Annotated in this window: 16 protein-coding genes; 5 read left to right on the top strand and 11 right to left on the bottom strand. The window is 63.2% G+C overall.

Features of this window, described 5'->3' with window-relative positions:
- The first annotated feature begins 2 nt into the window (after window positions 1–2).
- Both hpaH and A7A77_RS07595 read left to right on the top strand, forming a co-directional pair.
- Entirely contained in the window at window positions 3–809 is an 807-nt protein-coding gene (hpaH, locus tag A7A77_RS07600; protein WP_066555906.1) for a 2-oxo-hept-4-ene-1,7-dioate hydratase, read from the top strand.
- Window positions 806–1,561, top strand: coding sequence for an HpcH/HpaI aldolase family protein (locus A7A77_RS07595; protein ID WP_066555904.1), 756 nt, complete (start codon window positions 806–808; stop codon window positions 1,559–1,561). Before hpaH ends, A7A77_RS07595 begins: the two co-directional genes overlap by 4 nt.
- Here the strand turns inward: A7A77_RS07595 and A7A77_RS07590 are convergent.
- Window positions 1,538–2,446, bottom strand: a complete 909-nt coding sequence (locus A7A77_RS07590) for an AraC family transcriptional regulator (RefSeq protein ID WP_066555902.1) — start codon at window positions 2,444–2,446, stop codon at window positions 1,538–1,540. The two genes, A7A77_RS07595 and A7A77_RS07590, sit on opposite strands and share 24 nt — an antisense overlap.
- 113 nt (window positions 2,447–2,559) lie before the next feature.
- Here A7A77_RS07590 and A7A77_RS07585 point away from each other — a divergent pair, with 113 nt between their 5' ends.
- Together A7A77_RS07585 and A7A77_RS07580 are read left to right on the top strand one after the other, a co-directional pair.
- Window positions 2,560–3,624 (top strand): aromatic ring-hydroxylating oxygenase subunit alpha, encoded by a 1,065-nt coding sequence (locus A7A77_RS07585; RefSeq protein WP_066555900.1) that lies wholly within the window; start codon window positions 2,560–2,562, stop codon window positions 3,622–3,624.
- Window positions 3,621–4,325, top strand: a complete 705-nt coding sequence (locus A7A77_RS07580; protein WP_066555899.1) for an EthD domain-containing protein — start codon at window positions 3,621–3,623, stop codon at window positions 4,323–4,325. The genes A7A77_RS07585 and A7A77_RS07580 overlap by 4 nt, the downstream gene beginning before the upstream one ends.
- On the opposite strand, the gene A7A77_RS07575 is transcribed toward A7A77_RS07580, so the two are convergent.
- The 4 genes from A7A77_RS07575 to A7A77_RS07560 are packed head-to-tail and all read right to left on the bottom strand — an operon-like array spanning window position 4,322 to window position 9,019.
- Window positions 4,322–5,428: an aromatic ring-hydroxylating oxygenase subunit alpha gene (locus tag A7A77_RS07575; RefSeq protein WP_066555897.1), complete on the bottom strand. Its 1,107-nt coding sequence runs from the start codon at window positions 5,426–5,428 to the stop codon at window positions 4,322–4,324. The genes A7A77_RS07580 and A7A77_RS07575 overlap by 4 nt on opposite strands.
- Window positions 5,429–5,460: 32 nt before the next feature.
- Window positions 5,461–6,948: an NAD-dependent succinate-semialdehyde dehydrogenase gene (locus A7A77_RS07570; RefSeq protein WP_066555896.1), complete on the bottom strand. Its 1,488-nt coding sequence runs from the start codon at window positions 6,946–6,948 to the stop codon at window positions 5,461–5,463.
- A 38-nt stretch (window positions 6,949–6,986) separates the two neighbouring features.
- Window positions 6,987–7,997, bottom strand: a complete 1,011-nt coding sequence (locus A7A77_RS07565) for a dihydrodipicolinate synthase family protein (RefSeq protein WP_066555894.1) — start codon at window positions 7,995–7,997, stop codon at window positions 6,987–6,989.
- A 14-nt stretch (window positions 7,998–8,011) separates the two neighbouring features.
- Window positions 8,012–9,019 (bottom strand): ornithine cyclodeaminase family protein, encoded by a 1,008-nt coding sequence (locus tag A7A77_RS07560; protein ID WP_245638423.1) that lies wholly within the window; start codon window positions 9,017–9,019, stop codon window positions 8,012–8,014.
- Between the two features lie 139 nt (window positions 9,020–9,158).
- Between A7A77_RS07560 and A7A77_RS07555 the strand changes: the two genes are divergently transcribed.
- Window positions 9,159–9,824 carry a FadR/GntR family transcriptional regulator gene (locus A7A77_RS07555; protein WP_245638422.1) on the top strand — a complete coding sequence of 222 codons (666 nt, stop codon included), beginning with the start codon at window positions 9,159–9,161 and terminating at the stop codon, window positions 9,822–9,824.
- Between the two features lie 10 nt (window positions 9,825–9,834).
- On the opposite strand, the gene A7A77_RS07550 is transcribed toward A7A77_RS07555, so the two are convergent.
- From A7A77_RS07550 to A7A77_RS07525, 6 genes are all read right to left on the bottom strand, one after another.
- Complete coding sequence (locus A7A77_RS07550; protein WP_066555891.1) at window positions 9,835–10,287, bottom strand: PaaI family thioesterase; 453 nt, start codon at window positions 10,285–10,287, stop codon at window positions 9,835–9,837.
- On the bottom strand, window positions 10,284–11,282 hold the full coding sequence (locus tag A7A77_RS07545; protein ID WP_066555888.1) for a fumarylacetoacetate hydrolase family protein: 999 nt from the start codon (window positions 11,280–11,282) through the stop codon (window positions 10,284–10,286). Before A7A77_RS07545 ends, A7A77_RS07550 begins: the two co-directional genes overlap by 4 nt.
- Before the next feature lie 19 nt (window positions 11,283–11,301).
- Window positions 11,302–12,186 (bottom strand): ABC transporter substrate-binding protein, encoded by an 885-nt coding sequence (locus tag A7A77_RS07540; protein ID WP_066556084.1) that lies wholly within the window; start codon window positions 12,184–12,186, stop codon window positions 11,302–11,304.
- A gap of 11 nt (window positions 12,187–12,197) precedes the next feature.
- Window positions 12,198–13,334 (bottom strand): FAD-dependent oxidoreductase, encoded by a 1,137-nt coding sequence (locus A7A77_RS07535; protein WP_066555885.1) that lies wholly within the window; start codon window positions 13,332–13,334, stop codon window positions 12,198–12,200.
- A 124-nt stretch (window positions 13,335–13,458) separates the two neighbouring features.
- Complete coding sequence (locus tag A7A77_RS07530; RefSeq protein WP_066555883.1) at window positions 13,459–14,202, bottom strand: SDR family NAD(P)-dependent oxidoreductase; 744 nt, start codon at window positions 14,200–14,202, stop codon at window positions 13,459–13,461.
- A gap of 22 nt (window positions 14,203–14,224) precedes the next feature.
- Window positions 14,225–15,838, bottom strand: coding sequence for a bifunctional 3-(3-hydroxy-phenyl)propionate/3-hydroxycinnamic acid hydroxylase (locus tag A7A77_RS07525; protein ID WP_082835980.1), 1,614 nt, complete (start codon window positions 15,836–15,838; stop codon window positions 14,225–14,227).
- Between the last annotated feature and the right edge of the window lie 52 nt (window positions 15,839–15,890).

The raw sequence follows: 15,890 nt of genomic DNA, 5'->3' as shown, positions 1-15,890 counted from the left end.
GGATGGCGCTGGCATCTGACATTATCGAGCAACTGGCCGGCCGGCTTGACGAGGCGGAACGCACCCGTACGCAAGTCGGGCAGTTCAGCCTTGAACATCCATCAATGACGCTGGAGGACGGCTACCTCGTCAGCCGCGCATGGGTGGCCAACAAGATCGCCGCGGGGCGCAAGGTCATCGGCCACAAGATCGGGCTGACCAGCCGGGCCATGCAGCGTTCGTCCAACGTGACGGAGCCGGATTTCGGCACCCTGCTGGATGACATGCTGTTCCCCAACGGACAGGACATTCCAATCTCTCGCTTCATCGAACCGCGGGTGGAAGTGGAACTGGCCTTCATCCTGAAGGAACCACTGAAGGGGCCGGACTGCACGATCTACGACGCTTTGCGCGCGACAGAGTACGTGACCCCCGCGCTGGAAATCATCGACGCGCGGATCGAACGGATCGACAAGCCCACCGGAACGACCCGCAAGGTGTTCGATACCATTTCGGACAACGCCGCCAATGCCGGGATCGTGCTGGGCGGTCTGCCGGTGAAGCCCGATGCCGTCGACTTGCGCTGGGTTTCGGCCTTGCTGCACAAGAACGGCGTTGTCGAGGAATCGGGTGTTGCCGCTGCCGTCCTGAACCATCCAGCGATGGGTATCGCTTGGCTGGCCAACAAGCTTGCGCCCTATGGCGAATGGCTGGAACCGGGGCAGATCGTGCTGGGCGGCAGTTTTACCGCACCGGTATTCGCCAGCGCCGGTGACACGTTCCATGCCGATTACGGTCCGCTCGGCTCGATTTCGGTGCGCTTCGTATGACCGCTTTCAAGGACCGCCTTGCCGCTGGCAAGCCGCTGTTCGGACTGTGGCAGGCGCTGGCCAACAACTACACGGCCGAAATCTGCGCCCGCGCCGGGTTCGACTGGCTGCTGTTCGACGGTGAGCATGCGCCCAACACGGCGCAGACGCTGCTGGCACAGTTGCAGGCAACAGCACCATACCCCGTCGATGCCATCGCCCGCGTGCCATTGGCTGAACCGGTTGCGATCAAGCAGTATCTCGACATCGGGTTCACGACCCTGCTGATCCCGATGCTGGACAGCGCGCAGCAGGCCCGCGACGCCGTTGCGGCCAGCCGCTACCCGCCCGTCGGCATTCGCGGCGTCGCCAGCGCCACCGCCCGGGCGACCGGCTTTGGCGCTGATCCGGCGTACCTCAAGGAACTGGACAGCCGGCTCACCCTGATCGTCCAGATCGAAAGCCGCGCGGCGCTGGAAGATATCGACGCGATCGCGGCGGTTGACGGCGTGGACGCCCTGTTCATCGGCCCCGCTGATCTCTCGGCCTCGCTTGGCCATCTTGGCAATCCCGGCCATCCCGAAGTCCAGGCCGCGATCACCCATGCGCGGGAGAGGATTGCCGCCGCGGGGAAGCCGGCCGGCATCTTCGGTCTTTCGCCGGAAGATGCGCAACGAAGGGTAGAGGAAGGTTTTGCCTTCATCTCCATCGGAACGGACATCGGCCTTCTTACAAAGGGCGCGGCAACGCTACTCGCCTCTGTCGCGCGCTGACGCTTCGTCGATCGCGCGCATCCGGTCGTCGCGCCACTGGCGCGGTGTCTGGCCCGTAGCAGTCCGGAACGTTCGCGCGAAGTGGGCCGGATCGGGATAGCCGACAAGGGCCCCGATCTCGCCCACGTCCAGCACCGTGAACAGCAAAAGGCGCTTTGCTTCCTGCAAGTGCCGTGCGCGAACCACGTCAGATGCCCGCATGTCCAGACCCGCCTTGCATGCACGGTTAAGAAGGTAGGGCGTCGTGCCCAGCTCGTCGGCCAGCGCCTCGACACCCGGCCTTTCGCCCAGCCGCATTTCGACCAGCGACATGAAGCGAACCAGCAGCGAGGATTCGCCGCCCCGCTCCTCCGTTCCGCCGGCATGGTCTTCGGCCATGCGAAGCATGTCGACGATGACAAGCCGCGCCAGCGAACCGATCGACTGGACCTGACCTGGCCCGGTGGAGCCGTATTCCCGTTCCATCCGCGCGAACAGCGATCCGATCCAGCCGCGTTGTTCGGCATCGAACTTCTGGATCAGCCACGTGTGAAACGGCGTGAACTGCGACAGTCCGGCAAACTGTTCGCGGGCGAAGTCGTCGGACATGGAAAGGACGATGGATTCGCTCCCCGCCTCTACCGCAAAACCGTGGACAGCGCCGGCAGGCATCCAGCAGCAGGTTCCGGCACGGATCGTGCTGACTTCCTCGTCCGCGTAATATTCGCCGCTACCCGCGATCCATAGCGTCATCTGGTGCAGGTGCGGATGGCTGTGGCGCTCCACCAGTCCGGCATGGAGCTTCCAGCGGTCGCCGATCCGCTCCACATGGCAGAAGCGCGGTTCGACAAGGCCCGCCGGTTGGCCGAACAGGGAATAGGCAGGGATCGTTCGCGCCGACGTCATGCGGCCATCCTAACCCGATTTCAGGAAATGGCCAAAATATTTGAACGATGCGTATCGAATCTTGGGCACACCGTTGTTAGAATGCGGGCAACGAGATGCAACGGAGAGAAGACATGTTCATCCAGAACGCCTGGTACGCAAGTGCGTGGGCCCATGAACTTACCAAGGACGATTTCCTCGCCCGCAAGATTTTGGGCAAGGGCCTGATCCTCTATCGCAAGGCCGATGATTCCGTCGCGGCGATCATCGATCGCTGCAGCCACCGTTTCGCCCCGCTGTCGCTGGGCCGCCGCGAAGGCGATTGCATCCGCTGCATGTATCACGGCCTTGTCTTCGACGGCGAAGGCACCTGCGTGGAAGAACCGGGCCGCAAGGGCGTCAGCCCCAATACCGACATCCGCAGCTTCCCCGCAGTCGAACGTCACAAGCTGGTCTGGGTATGGATGGGCGATGCCGACAAGGCCGATCCGGACCTGATCCCAGACTGTCACCAGAACGATAGCGCCGAATGGGCCTGCGTGCCGCGTTACGCCAGCTTCAAGGCGAACTACCTGCTGGTGCTCGACAACCTGCTCGACTTCTCGCACCTTTCCTTCGTGCACGAGAATTCGCTGGGCGGATCGCGCACGATCGCGGAGGTCAATCCCAAGGTCGAGCAGACCGACAAGGGCGTGAAGATGACCCGCTGGTATCTGAACGAAGCTGGCTTCGCACCTTACCTGAAGGGTCACGAACGCTTCGAGGGAGCGGTCGATCGCTGGAACATCTATCACCTGTCGACGCTCAGCAATCACTTCTCGATGTCGTCAGGCAGTGCGCCTGCCAATACCGGCGCACCCGAAGGCAAGCTCGCGCCCGAAACGATGGTGTTCCATTCGAACCAGCTGATCACTCCGGCGGACGAACATAACACCCACTACTTCTGGGTCTATGCTCACAACTTTGCGCTGGACGACGCAAACCTGACCAACTCGCTTGCCGAGCGCGTTTCGGCAGGGTTCGTCGAGGACCGCACGATGATCGAGGCGCAGCAACAGGTGGTCAATGAAGCAGGCGAGGACCAGATGGCCTATACCCACTTCGACAACGGGTTGACGCTGGGCCGGCGCCTGATCGACCGTAAGATCGCCGAAGAGCAGGCTGAAACAGCCAAGGCTCCCGAAGCGGTCCCTGCGTGAGCGACCGCTACAAGGTAGCGCTTTTCCTGACCCGCAGTGATGCCATCAGTCCGAACGAGTTCCCGGACCGATGGTTCGCTGCGGGATCGGGCGTTATGGGTAATGGTCTCGTCAGCCACATCCACAATTCGGCTTGCGCGGTGGACAACCCGATCGAGAACGCCCCGCCCGCACCCTACGACACTGTGGACGAATACGAGTTCGAGCGGGCCGGTGACGCGGCGGCGTTCTTCGCGTCGACCGCTTTTACCGCCGACTGGCTCGGCCCGCGCAGATCGCTTTTGGCCGAACCGCCGCAGGTGGTGTCAGGTCCGGTGCGGCAGATCTGGAACGGGAAGCCCGCAACTCCGGATTCCGTGAAGATTCTTACCCTGCCCGTGCGGCGCGCGGGAATGACGATGGCGGAATTCTTCGAATACTGGACCGTGCACCACGCCGGTCTAGCCCTTGCCGGACAGGGCACGCGCGAACGGCTGGTCAACCTGGCATCTTGTGCCACTGACGGTCGGGTCATTGACGGGTTCGCGGCCGCCCCGTTCGACGGCATCGGCAATATTGTGTTCGACAGCGCCGCCAGCCTTGCGGCGGAATTCGCAAGCGATCACTACCGCCTGAACATGGCGCCGGACGAGCCGCGCTTTACCGACCCTGCCAAATCCCGCGCGATGATGGTGAACGCGCGGACAGTGGCGATCGGCTAACTTTCCGCGCGCGCCTGCGCCTCTGCATCGGCGCGTTGCAACAGGTAACGGCGCATCGCCACTGACGGGCCGTCGGTAGGAACGGAGATTTCGTAAAAGTCTTCCGGCGCGGTTTCTTCCAGCACGACTTCCAGCTTCGTCAGCGCGTCAACGTCCTCGCGGAAAGCGGTGAACAGCCGTTCGTGCATCACCTGCGTGGCAACCGCATCGTCCAGCCCGAAATTGCGCCCGTGCACGATGTGGTAGTGCGTGGACGTGCGGGTTTCGGGTGTCGGAATGTGCGACGTGCAAATCGTGCCGACGACACGTTCACTTTCGGGCACGGCAGAATCATAGAAACTCGTCGTCACCCTGTGCAACCCGGGGGATTCGAAGGCGGAAATGGCGATGCGGGCAGCCGTCGTCACACCGGTCAGTCCCATCGGATCGGCCCAGACCGGCGGCAGCACTGTGGGGATGACCTCGCGCCGGACTGTGAAACGCCCGTTGCCCAGTTCGGTCGTATAGGGTGCACGCGCATATTCGGGCGAACCGAAGCTCTTGGCGTGAATGTAGCTAAGGTGCGTCAGATCCAGCAGGTTTTCGTGCAGGCTGACGTAGTTGCCGGGCAGATGCAGATATTCCTTCGAACAGGCCCATTCAGGGCTGGTGTGGTACGAAGTATCCGGAATCAGCGCCGGATCGGCAGCCTCTGCGTTGCCCATCCAGATCCACAGCAGCGGCCCCCGCTCGACCAGCGCATAGCGCTTCACGCCGATGCTGCGCGGACACTTGGCCATGGCGGGAACTTCTATGCAGTCCCCTTTCGCATCGTAGCGAAAGCCGTGATAGCCGCAGACGACGGTGTCGCCTTCCAGCGTGCCGTCAGACAACGGGTAGGAACGGTGCGCACAGCGATCGTCGAGGGCCACTGCCTCCCCCGCCGATGTGCGATAGAGCAGGACATTCTTGCCAAGCAGCTTGCGGGGCAGCAACTCACGACCGACGTCGTCGGAAAAGGCGGCCACATACCACTCGTCGAAAATGAACGGGGTATCGCGATCGGCCATTCCTGACGATGCCCGCCGCGCTGCGCGCACCACTTCCGCCGTTGGCAAGGTCATGTCCTGTCTCCCATCTCCGGGCTGCAGCCCTTTCAGTAATCCTCTACGCCGGCCCAGCAGAGGTATTTCGCTTCGAGGAACTCATCGATTCCGAGATGCGAACCCTCCCGGCCAAGGCCGGACTGCTTGATCCCGCCGAACGGCGCGGTCTCGTTGGAAATGAAGCCGGTGTTGATGCCGACAAGGCCCGCCTCGATCTGCTCCGCCACTGCCCAGATGCGCGATGCGTTCTGCGTGAAGAGGTACGAGCCGAGGCCGAACTCGGTGTCGTTCGCCATTGCGATGACTTCCGCCTGATCCTTGAACCGGAACAGCGGCGCGACAGGGCCGAAGGTTTCCTCGCAAGCGACGAATGCGCCCTGCGGCACATCGGCGAGAACCGTGGGCAGGAAGAATTGCCCGCCAAGTTCGGACCGTTCGCCGCCGCACAGCACGCGCGCACCCTTCGACACGGCGTCGGCGATATGTTCCTCCACCTTGGCCACGGCACCCGGACCGATCAGCGGGCCGATGTCCGATGTCTCGTCCATGCCATCGGCCACTTTCATAGCTGCGACACGCTCGGTGAAGCGGCGGGCAAACTCTTCGTAAACGCCGTCCTGCACATAGATGCGGTTCGCGCCGATGCACGACTGGCCGGTGTTGCGGAACTTGGCCATCATCACGCCTTCGACCGCGACATCGAGATCGGCATCGTCGAAGATGATCGCCGGTGCGTTGCCGCCCAGTTCCATCGAACATTTCTTGATCGTGGCCGCCGACTGTTCAAGCAGCACACGCCCCACTCCGGTCGAGCCGGTGAAGGTCACCTTCCTCACGAGATCGTGGCCGGTCAGGCGGCCACCGATGGCGCGGGAATCGTTGCCGGTAACGACGCTGAACACGCCCTTCGGCACGCCTGCCCGCTCGGCCAGTTCGGCCAGCGCCAGCGCGGTCAGTGGGGTTTCGCCGGCCGGCTTTACCACCATCGTGCAGCCTGCTGCCAACGCGGGTGCGGCCTTGCGCGTGATCATCGCGGCGGGGAAATTCCACGGCGTGATCGCGGCGCAAACGCCGATCGGCTGGCGCAGCGTGACGATACGCTGGCTGGGCAGCTTGGCGGGAATGACGTCGCCGCGCACCCGGGTCGCTTCCTCGCTGAACCAGCGCATGAACGAAGAGGCGTAGTCGATCTCGCCGCGCGCCTCGCGGATGGGCTTGCCCTCTTCCAGCGTGATCAGGCGGGCGAGGTCTTCCTTGTGCTGGATCGTCAGATCGAACCAGCGGCGCAGGATATCGGCGCGGTGCTGGGCAGACGTACGGCGCCAGCTCTGGAAGGCGCGTTCCGCAGCCTCGATCGCGGCGTCGGTTTCCGCCTCTTTACAGCGCGGCAATTCGGCGATGACGGCGCCATTGGCCGGATTGGTCAGCTGGTAAGTGCCATGCGGCGTTTCACCAACCCATGCGCCATCGATGTACGCGGCTGTTTTCCAGAGCGAACGATCGTCGAGGATGTCCGAAGGGTGTCCTGACTGGGACATGGTAATTGCCTCTTTCAAAAATGGACGTTTGCGCCGGATCAGGCCGGATTGCGACCGATGAAGAATTCCTCGTCCGGCGATTCCGTGGGATTGAGCCCCGCCGCCTTCGTCGCGTTGCGAAGCAGGGCCATGTCCTTGGCATAGACGCGCATCGAGGGGTGACGGATCGGCCCGCCGTTGTAGCCCTGCAGCCAAGCCTGGTATTTCCACATCAGGCGGCTGGCGAGGCCCGGCCCGCCAAAGCCGATCTGGCCCACGGCGCGACGCATCGGGTCGATCTGGTAGAAGATCTTCGTGACCTCGTCGTACTTGCCTTCCTGCATCAACTTGTGCGCGCGCGGGATCGTGGGGCCGAAGAACGCGCTGTAGTTCGTGCCGCAGAACGGGATGTCGATCAGCTGCGCCATCGTCAGGTATTCGTATTCCAGCGGCGATGCGATCACGACTTCCTGATGGAATTCGCGGTGCACCTCGATCAGCGACATGACGTAGGGCTGACCGCCCTCGGCCTTGATCGCCACGATGTTCGGGCATTCATCGACCAGACGGCGCAGGACCGAGAGCGAGATGTCCGACGGGTCGAGCCGGGTGAAACCCCAGATCGGGATCGGGAACAGCATGACGGCAAGGTTCGTCGCGTCGCAGAACGCCTTGGTGTATGCGTAAATGTCTTCCATCGACTTGGGATAGAAGTGCGGGGGGTAGCCCAGCAGCACCAGCTCACAGCCGTTCGCCTCGGCCCGCTGGACCATCTCGATATTGTCTTCTAGCGTGTTGAACACCGCGTGGTGGACGACGATGAAGTCCTTGCCCGCCTCGTCGATCATGATCTTCTGGAAGATGTCGTGCTCTTCCTCGGAGATCGGCACTTCCGACACCGCCAGCGAGCCGATGAAGCCGTGCTCCTTGGCAAGGGCGACGTCGTGGCGAATCGCCTTTTCGTTGATACGCTTGAAGTCGTTGGTCATCGTCGGGATCGTCACTTGCGCGACGCCGTTCAACTTCTCCCGCGCCCATGCGCGTGCTTCGGATTTCGTATAGCTGGCCATTGCCGGTTCCTGACTTAGAGATGCTTGGGGTCGAAGGTCATCGGCAGCGGCTGGGCCAGCCCCTGCTCGATCGCCTTGGTGAGGATCATTTCAGCGACGACGACATCCTGAACGCCGCCGCCGACCGACTTGTACATCGGCATTGCCGCAGCCTGCCGCTGCGCCTCGATCTCGCCGCTCAGCAACTGGTTGAGCGAGAAGGACTTGGAACGCACGTCGATGCCTGCTTCCAGCGCGGCGAGCATGTCGCCGGTTTCGTCAACGACTTCGTGCAGGTTATCGCAGACGATGAAATCGGCGCGGTTTGCTACAGATACGTCGATCTCGCGCTGCGACGGGACGGTCGAGCCGATTGAAACCACGGTCGCGCCGGGCTTCAGCCAGTCGCCGAACAGGATCGGGACTTCACCGCGCGAGCGTGCCGCCGACAGCACGAGATCCGCACCATCGACCGCTTCCTCACCCGATTCCACGGCGCGAGCGGGGACGCCCAGATCGCGGGTCACCGCTTCGGCAAAGGCTGCGCGCTTTTCGGGCGTCGGGCTGTAGATCGTGACTTCGCTCAACGGCCGGACGCTTGCGAAAGCGCGGACGTGCATCGTCGCCTCCAGACCGCTGCCGATCACAGCCAGTCTGCCTGGTCCTTCCGGTGCCAGCTTGTCCAGTGCGGCACCCGATGTGGCGGCCGTGCGGAACCCCGTCAGCAGATTCGCATCGACGAAACCTGCGATCCGGCTTGTGGCCCGCTCGAACAGGACGACGACATATTCCACCGTGGGGTCGGCGGCCTTCATGTCCGCACCCATCAGTTTGGCACCGTAATAGCGGCCACCCGGCGGTGCAGCAGGCAGCGTGCGCAGCCAGGCACCTTCCGACTGGGCGATACTACGCGACGGAGCGGCCTGTTCCGTGAACGCGTGGCCATAGGCGGCCTGCAACGCGGCGATGGCATCCTTCCAGTCGAATACCCGACGTACAACATCGGCGGACACGAAAACGGGGCAGTCGGGTGCAGCTGTCACCAAAGTCATCCTCAACGACGGTCGCTTGCATTCGCGACCATTACTGAACCCTTCGTATCGTTTTATAGCCTGAAGTCAATCTGCATTTTAATTTGCATCAATCGAGTAATTGATGCATTTTGTGATTCAGGAGACAGAGTTGACCATCGCTGACGCGCCATTTGACCGGCTTTGCCACATCATCGAGAGCCACGAGCGCGAGGGCACCTTGCGACTGCCGCCCGAACCGCGCCTTGCCGAAGCGGTAGGCGTGACGCGGGCGCGCCTGCGTACCCTGCTGAAGCGGGCGGAGAGTGACGGGCTGATCTGGCGCCACGTGGGAAAGGGCACTTTCGCCGGTTCGCGGCCCATCGTCAGTGAAGATGCGGCCCGCGCCCTATCCGTCAGCGCGGACGACCTGTTCGACGCGCGCCTCCTCCTCGAATCACAACTGGCCGCGCAGGCGGCACTGCATTCGACCGATCGCGACATCGCGGCGATGTACGAGGTGATCGATGCGATGGTTCGCGCAGGCTCGTTCCAGGAATGGAAGCGGCTCGATGCGAGGCTGCATCGCCTGATCGCCATGGCGACACAAAATGCCCTGCTCCTGATGCTTCACGAATCGCTGCACGTGCCGATCCGCGTCGGGATAGAAAACCGGCTGGAGGAAGTGTTCGACGCGCCGCCGGTACCACGCGTTTCCACCAACGAGGAACACCGCGCGATCGTCGATGCCATCGCCGGTCGCAACGCCCCGCTGGCACAGCAGCTGATGCGCGACCACATCGGATCGGTCCGCGACCAGCTATTCGCCACTGCCTGAAGTTTCGCCGTCAGGCCATGTCGATGACGGCCAGCGACGACGTACCCGTGGCCACCACCTTATCGTCCCCGTCGATCAGGCGCGCGTGGGCGAAGGCTACGCGGCGGCCCATCCGTTCCACGCCCGCCTTCACGTAAAGCGTGCCGACAAGGCCGGGGCGCATCATGTTGACGTTCAGCGAGATGGTAGAGCACGTCTGCCCGGGTTTCAGGGCCGACAAGACCGCTACCGCCATCGCACTGTCAAGGAACCCTGCAAGCGTTCCGCCGCTGACGACACCATTGCCTTGCGCCGTGCCCTCACCCGCCTGAAAAGATACGAGCACATCGCCCGGCGTCCCCTCGACCAGTACGGCGCCCATCGTTTCAAACGCGGCATTGCAGGTAAGCGGGACGTTCGCCTTGCCGTCGGCAAGAGCATCCGCGATGAAGCGGCGTGTTTCGTTGTCGGGGCGTTCGGTCATGCCCCGCTGCCTTCCGCGACACAGCGGATACGCTGTGCACCAAGGCCGTCGATTTCGCCGACCATCAGGTCGCCGTCGCGCAGGAACCGGTTGTAGTGCGTGCCGTTTCCGGCCGGCGATCCGGTGCAGATGATGTCACCGGGCAGCAGCTTTGCATAACGCGTGATATATTCGATCTGCCGCGCGATATCGAACATCATGTCCCCGGTCGTCTCGTTCTGCATCAGCTTACCCTCGACGCTGAGCCGGATGCCGAGGTCATAGGGATCGGGTATGAAGGAGGCAGGCACGATATAGGGGCCGAACGGCAGGAAACCGGCCATGCCTTTACCGCGCAGCCAGTCCGAACCCAGCAGCTTGTAATCGGTACGAGGGATCAGGTCGCGGGCGCTGACGTCGTTCACCATCGCGTAGCCGGCGACGTAGTCCATCGCGTCCTCTACCGACACCTGATAGGCTTCCTTGCCGATAACGACGGCCAGTTCCAGTTCCCAGTCGGGCTTGGTCGTGACCTTGGGCAGGACCAGCGTGTCGTTTGCGCCGGCCAGGGTGCATAGCGGTTTGGTGAAGACATAGGGATCGCCATTGGCCAGGCGGTCGTCCATCATCTTCTCGGCCCACTTACGAAGCTCGTCGCCTTCCAGGCCTTCCGGTCCGGAATTGGTGTCGATGGTGAGATGGACGACATGCGTGCGATAATTCGCGCCGGTGCAGAAAATCTGCCGCGGTTCGACAGGCGGGTGATAGTGGACGGCATCAGCAGCATGCCAGTCGATCCCGTTCGCCGCTTCGGCACCGGCGGCGATGGCGTCCAGTACAGGCAGCAGCCCGTCCCAGTCTTCCAGCAGCGCCATAAGCGTGGTGCCGGGCGCGATCGCCGTATTCCCTTGCGCCGCGACAAGATTGTCCAGCGTCGCGACCTCGTCGCCAAGAACCATGGCCGCCGTCTTGGCACCGCCATCGACCGAAATTGTTGCCAGGGCGTATCGTGTCATCGATCAGGTCTTCCGTGGTTTAAGAAGCTGCCGCCGACCGTCGCGCGACTGCGCGCAGCAGCCGGTCGTCCTGCAGCGTAGTGGGATCGTCGTTGCCGCCCGGAAGGCCAAGCCTGCCGCGCTGTTCGACGAGGATTGCTACGCCCGCGCCGGAGGGCTGGAGCGTATCGGCGACGAATCCCGCCATTCGCGCTGCGATGGCAGGCGGCAGTCCGTTGGCCTCGAGCAAGTTCGTCGCCGCCGCAGGATCGCGACGGCACTCGGCCCGTGCCCGTTCGAGCGCGCACAGCCAGTCGGCAAGCGCCTCTTCCTTGCTTTCGATAATATCACCGCGCACGACGATGCCCTGGCCGGGAAATCCGGGAAATGCCTCACCGACCTCGGCCAGACGAGCCATGCCCATGCCGATACCCCGCTCGACAAACGGAGGGCCAAGCAGGGTGGCGGCGCCATCGCCTCTTGCCAGCCGCTCGAACCGATCGACGACACCCCCGGCTTCCACGATATCGCAAGCCGAATAGTCGACCCCGGCATCGGCCAGAATGGCGCGAAGCGCGATCACGAACCCGTTCTGCGCGGAATCGACCAGCAGGCGCGATCCGGCAAGATCGGCGATGCCCTTCGTGCCGGGCCGCGCCATCAGGGACAGCCCGGTATCGGCTTCGATCTGGGCCACGATGCGCAGGTTCTCCCCGCCGGGACGCCGCCTCCACATGATGACGTTGTCCATCGCCGTAACCGCTGCGTCGACCTTGCCGTCACGCAACGCCTCGAACTGTTCTTCCGAGGACTGCGTCTGGGTGCCGACGACTTCCAGCCCGACCCGGTCGAGGTACCCCTTGTGTGCCGCAACCGTCTGGATTGTCGGCGGCAGGAACCAGATGACATTCAGGGCCGCCGGCATCGCGCCCACGCTCAATAATCCTCTGCCAGCAGCTTGAAGCTGTCGACCATGATCCGGGTGCCTTCAGCGCCGTCCTTGCTACCCTCTTTCTCGATATCGCAGATGCGGCGCGAGTTGCGATAGACAATCCCGCAGCGTTCCTGCCGCCGCACACTATAGGAAGCCAGCGCCTCATCGACATCGTCGTGGTCGCGCAATTCCTGCGCCAGTACGACCGCATCCTCGATCGCCATGCCACCGCCAGAGGTGAGCTGCGGCGTCAGCGAATGTGCGGCATCGCCCAACAGCACGACACGACCCTTGTGCCAGGGTGCCGGCATCAGCAACACGTCGAACGGGCGATAGCTGACGTGCCACCCCTGATGCATCAGCGGCAGGAGGTCGCGTATCTCGGGCACTTCGAAGACGGACATGCGCTCCGACAGCATGTCGGCAGCCTTGTCTGTCGGCACCCACAGCGGCTCTTCCGTCGATTCCAGCAGGAAGTAATAGGCAAGGTCGGGCGCGAGCGGCAGGAAGCCAGTCGACTTGCCATCGGGGTTGCGGAACATCGTGAACCCGTCCAGCGTCTTTGACCGCGGCACAGTGAAGCGCCACACGCCCTGCCCGGCATATTCCAGCTTGTGCTCGTCGCCGAACACCATGCTGCGGATCTGCGAATAGGCTCCATCTGCAGAAACGAGCACATCGGCTCGGTCACGCACGCCATTGGTCAGCTCGACCGTTACGCCGGTACCGTCCTGTTCCAGCGATGCCACTTTCGTCTGGTAAGTGATCTCGACACCCAGCGAGAGCGCCTCTTGCGCGAGAATCTCGGCAAACGTGGTACGCATGATACCCATCGCCCCGGGAACCCCAGGCCGTTTGGGCCAGGGCATATCGACGCGGCTGATGATCTCACCCGTCAGTCCGTTGCGATTGGTGATCGTCTCCCACGGGAAACCCTCGGCCTTGCACTGCTCCAGCAGTCCGGCCTCCTGCAAGGCGACCAGCGCGTTGTGCTGCAGGTTGATGCCGGTGCCCAGCTGGTCCTCCCGCCGGGCTGCCTCGACAACATGGACCGCGTTGCCCTGCCGACGCAGCGCAACGGCAGCAACCATGCCGCCGATCCCGCCTCCGACAATGAGAACGCGCCTGTCATTAGCCATCGTGATCCATCCTCGTCCGTTGCGCCCTAAGCACGGCGTGCAACCGCCGGTTTGGGCATCTGCTTATTACTTAAACAATACGACGCGTTTCGTAAACCCCGCAGCTGCGGGTCGCGCGTCATTTTCACACGAGAAAGCGGCCGCCGTCGCAGATGATCCGGGCCCCCGTGGTGGCCGTAAGGTGAGTGATGCAAGCCATCACCGTCCGGGCCACATCGCTCGGTTCGACTACACGCTTCAGTGGAGTCTTGGCAGCGATGGCCTCAAGCGCGGCCCGGTCGCGACCGGCCACGAAATCGGTGGCGACGGCGCCCGGAGAAACGGCAAGTACCCGGATTTCCGGGCCAAGCGCACGCGCAAGTGACAAGGTCATCGTGTCCAGCGCCCCCTTGGAAGCGCAGTAACCGACGTTGCTGCCGCTGCCGGTGAATCCGGAAATCGAGGATATGTTGATGATGACCGCATCGCCGCTCGCCTTCAATGCCGGAGCAAAGGCGCGGATCGTGGCGAAAGGCCCCTGAACATTGCTGGCCATGATTTCGTCGAGCAAGGCATCGTCCAGCCCGTCTAGATCGGCATGCGGAACCGGACGTGTAGTGCCCGCGGAGTTGACGAGGATATCGGCCCGGCCATGCTTTTCCAGCACCCCCTTGGCCGCCGCGACCACGGAGGTCGGCTGATCGATCGCGATCTGGAAGACAGAATGTCCCTCGCCCGGCAGAGATGCCCGCAGCGCTTCAGCCCGTTCCATGCCACTGTTGTAGCCGATGGCAACCGTTGCCCCACCGTCAGCCAGCATGCGTACTGTTGCGGCACCGATGCCACTGCTGCCACCGACGACGATGGCGACACGTCCTTCGAGATTCATCACTATTCCAGCTCCATGGATGTCAGGCCGCCTGCGCAGTATCGGCAGGGCGATGCATGGCGACGATGTCACGGGCCATGCGGCGTATTTCGGAAACCTCGCTTGCCGCACCATAGACATAGCGGTCCGGTCGCACGATCGCTGCGGTCGCGTCGTTGCGATCGAGCCATGTCTGGATCAGACCTTCCGCATCGGCCAGCGATCCAACGCCGGGCGGGGCGGCACCATCACCGATGAGCAGCAGCACACCGCCGATCGCCGCCCAGGCTGCCGCAAGGTCGGTTCCAAGCTCAAGCATTGCAGGATCGCGGGAAACAACGAGAAACTCGGGCGGAACAACGTCGTCCATAAGTGACGCGTCGCCATCCTCGCCGCGGATGCGCGGTTGCACGAACAGGTCGCCCGCTGCTGCGGAAAGGTTGTCGAGCATGCCGCCGGCAAGGCGCGGCACGAATGCCTGCCGCTCGGTCGGTGCCGCGCCCGTGCGCAGCTGCTCGCCCAATACAGCGTCCCGTTCGGCAGCCGCAGCCGGATCGAGTTCGCCGATGATCAGGCCGAATTCCTTGGCATGGTGGATGATCCGGGCGACGTGTGGTTTGCGCTCGACCTCGTATGTATCGAGCAGGGCCGGGTCCGCACCGCGCAGCACGACTTGCGCCAGCTTCCACGCCAGGTTGCCGGCGTCGCGCATTCCGGCACAAAGTCCCTGCGCAAGGAACGGCGGCGTGGTGTGTGCCGCGTCGCCCGCGATCAGCAGGCGACCGTTGCGCCAGCCATCGGCAACCGCCGCACTGAAACGATAGACCGCGCTGCGCCAGATCGACAGGGCATCCACGTCGGCAAATTGCGACAGCAGTTCGCTTACGCGGGACTCGTCACGATAGCTTGCCGGATCCTCATCGGGCAGCAGCTTGATTTCCCAGCGGCGCAAATTGCGCGGCCCGACCACGTAAGTCGCCGGCCGCTTGGGCTGGCAATACTGCGTCGTCTTCTTCGGCAGGTCGATTTCGCCCGTCAGCCATGCATCGATGACGACCCACCATTCGGCAAAGTCCATCCCCTCCATGGCGAGTCCGGCGGTTTCGCGAACCATGCTGTTGGCGCCGTCCGCCCCGACGACCCACGAGGCGCGAAACGACACTTCCGCCCCTTCGCGATCGGTGCCGTTCACCATCGCTCCGTCGGCGTCCTGCGTTACGCTGGTGATATTCACGCCGCGCATCGCGGTCAGCGTCTGACACCGGTCCATCGCCCGCGCCAAGGCCTCTTCCAGCTCCGGCTGGATGAACATCACGTTCGGCGCCCAGCCGAGCTCGAACGGCGGTGCCTTCGGATCGAACAGCTTGATCAGTTGTCCGTCAACGCCGATGAAGTCGGTTCCGGTATGGGGTGTGACGGTGTCGAAAAACGCAGCTTCCATACCGCAGAACTGCAGCACGCGAAGCGCCTCGTGATCGAGCACGATCGCGCGCGGCTTGTCGAAAATGCCGAGTTCGCGATCAACGATCGCGACACTCATCCCAGCCCGCGAACACAGGCACGCCAAAGTCGCGCCGACCGGCCCCATTCCCACGATCACGATGTCGTACTTGCCGACCTCGGCCACTGCGATCTCTCCCCTTTCGGACGCATTCATCGCCCGCCTCAACTTTCGAGCCGATAAGTATCGTTATGTACTCGATATAGCA

Source organism: Croceicoccus bisphenolivorans (assembly GCF_001634625.1).
GTDB classification, from domain to species: Bacteria; Pseudomonadota; Alphaproteobacteria; order Sphingomonadales; family Sphingomonadaceae; genus Croceicoccus; species Croceicoccus bisphenolivorans.
Note: the sequence above shows the minus strand (reverse complement) of the source record. Positions and strands in the feature narration are given on the sequence as shown.

Bases quoted from the DNA above. Each gene is read 5' to 3' on its own strand.
- hpaH (WP_066555906.1), top strand. From the start codon at position 3: ATGGCGCTGGCATCTGACATTATCGAGCAACTGGCCGGCCGGCTTGAC.
- A7A77_RS07595 (WP_066555904.1), top strand. From the start codon at position 806: ATGACCGCTTTCAAGGACCGCCTTGCCGCTGGCAAGCCGCTGTTCGGA.
- A7A77_RS07590 (WP_066555902.1), bottom strand. From the start codon at position 2,446: ATGACGTCGGCGCGAACGATCCCTGCCTATTCCCTGTTCGGCCAACCG.
- A7A77_RS07585 (WP_066555900.1), top strand. From the start codon at position 2,560: ATGTTCATCCAGAACGCCTGGTACGCAAGTGCGTGGGCCCATGAACTT.
- A7A77_RS07575 (WP_066555897.1), bottom strand. From the start codon at position 5,428: ATGACCTTGCCAACGGCGGAAGTGGTGCGCGCAGCGCGGCGGGCATCG.
- A7A77_RS07570 (WP_066555896.1), bottom strand. From the start codon at position 6,948: ATGTCCCAGTCAGGACACCCTTCGGACATCCTCGACGATCGTTCGCTC.
- A7A77_RS07565 (WP_066555894.1), bottom strand. From the start codon at position 7,997: ATGGCCAGCTATACGAAATCCGAAGCACGCGCATGGGCGCGGGAGAAG.
- A7A77_RS07550 (WP_066555891.1), bottom strand. From the start codon at position 10,287: ATGACCGAACGCCCCGACAACGAAACACGCCGCTTCATCGCGGATGCT.
- A7A77_RS07545 (WP_066555888.1), bottom strand. From the start codon at position 11,282: ATGACACGATACGCCCTGGCAACAATTTCGGTCGATGGCGGTGCCAAG.
- A7A77_RS07540 (WP_066556084.1), bottom strand. From the start codon at position 12,186: ATGCCGGCGGCCCTGAATGTCATCTGGTTCCTGCCGCCGACAATCCAG.
- A7A77_RS07535 (WP_066555885.1), bottom strand. From the start codon at position 13,334: ATGGCTAATGACAGGCGCGTTCTCATTGTCGGAGGCGGGATCGGCGGC.
- A7A77_RS07530 (WP_066555883.1), bottom strand. From the start codon at position 14,202: ATGAATCTCGAAGGACGTGTCGCCATCGTCGTCGGTGGCAGCAGTGGC.
- A7A77_RS07525 (WP_082835980.1), bottom strand. From the start codon at position 15,838: ATGAATGCGTCCGAAAGGGGAGAGATCGCAGTGGCCGAGGTCGGCAAG.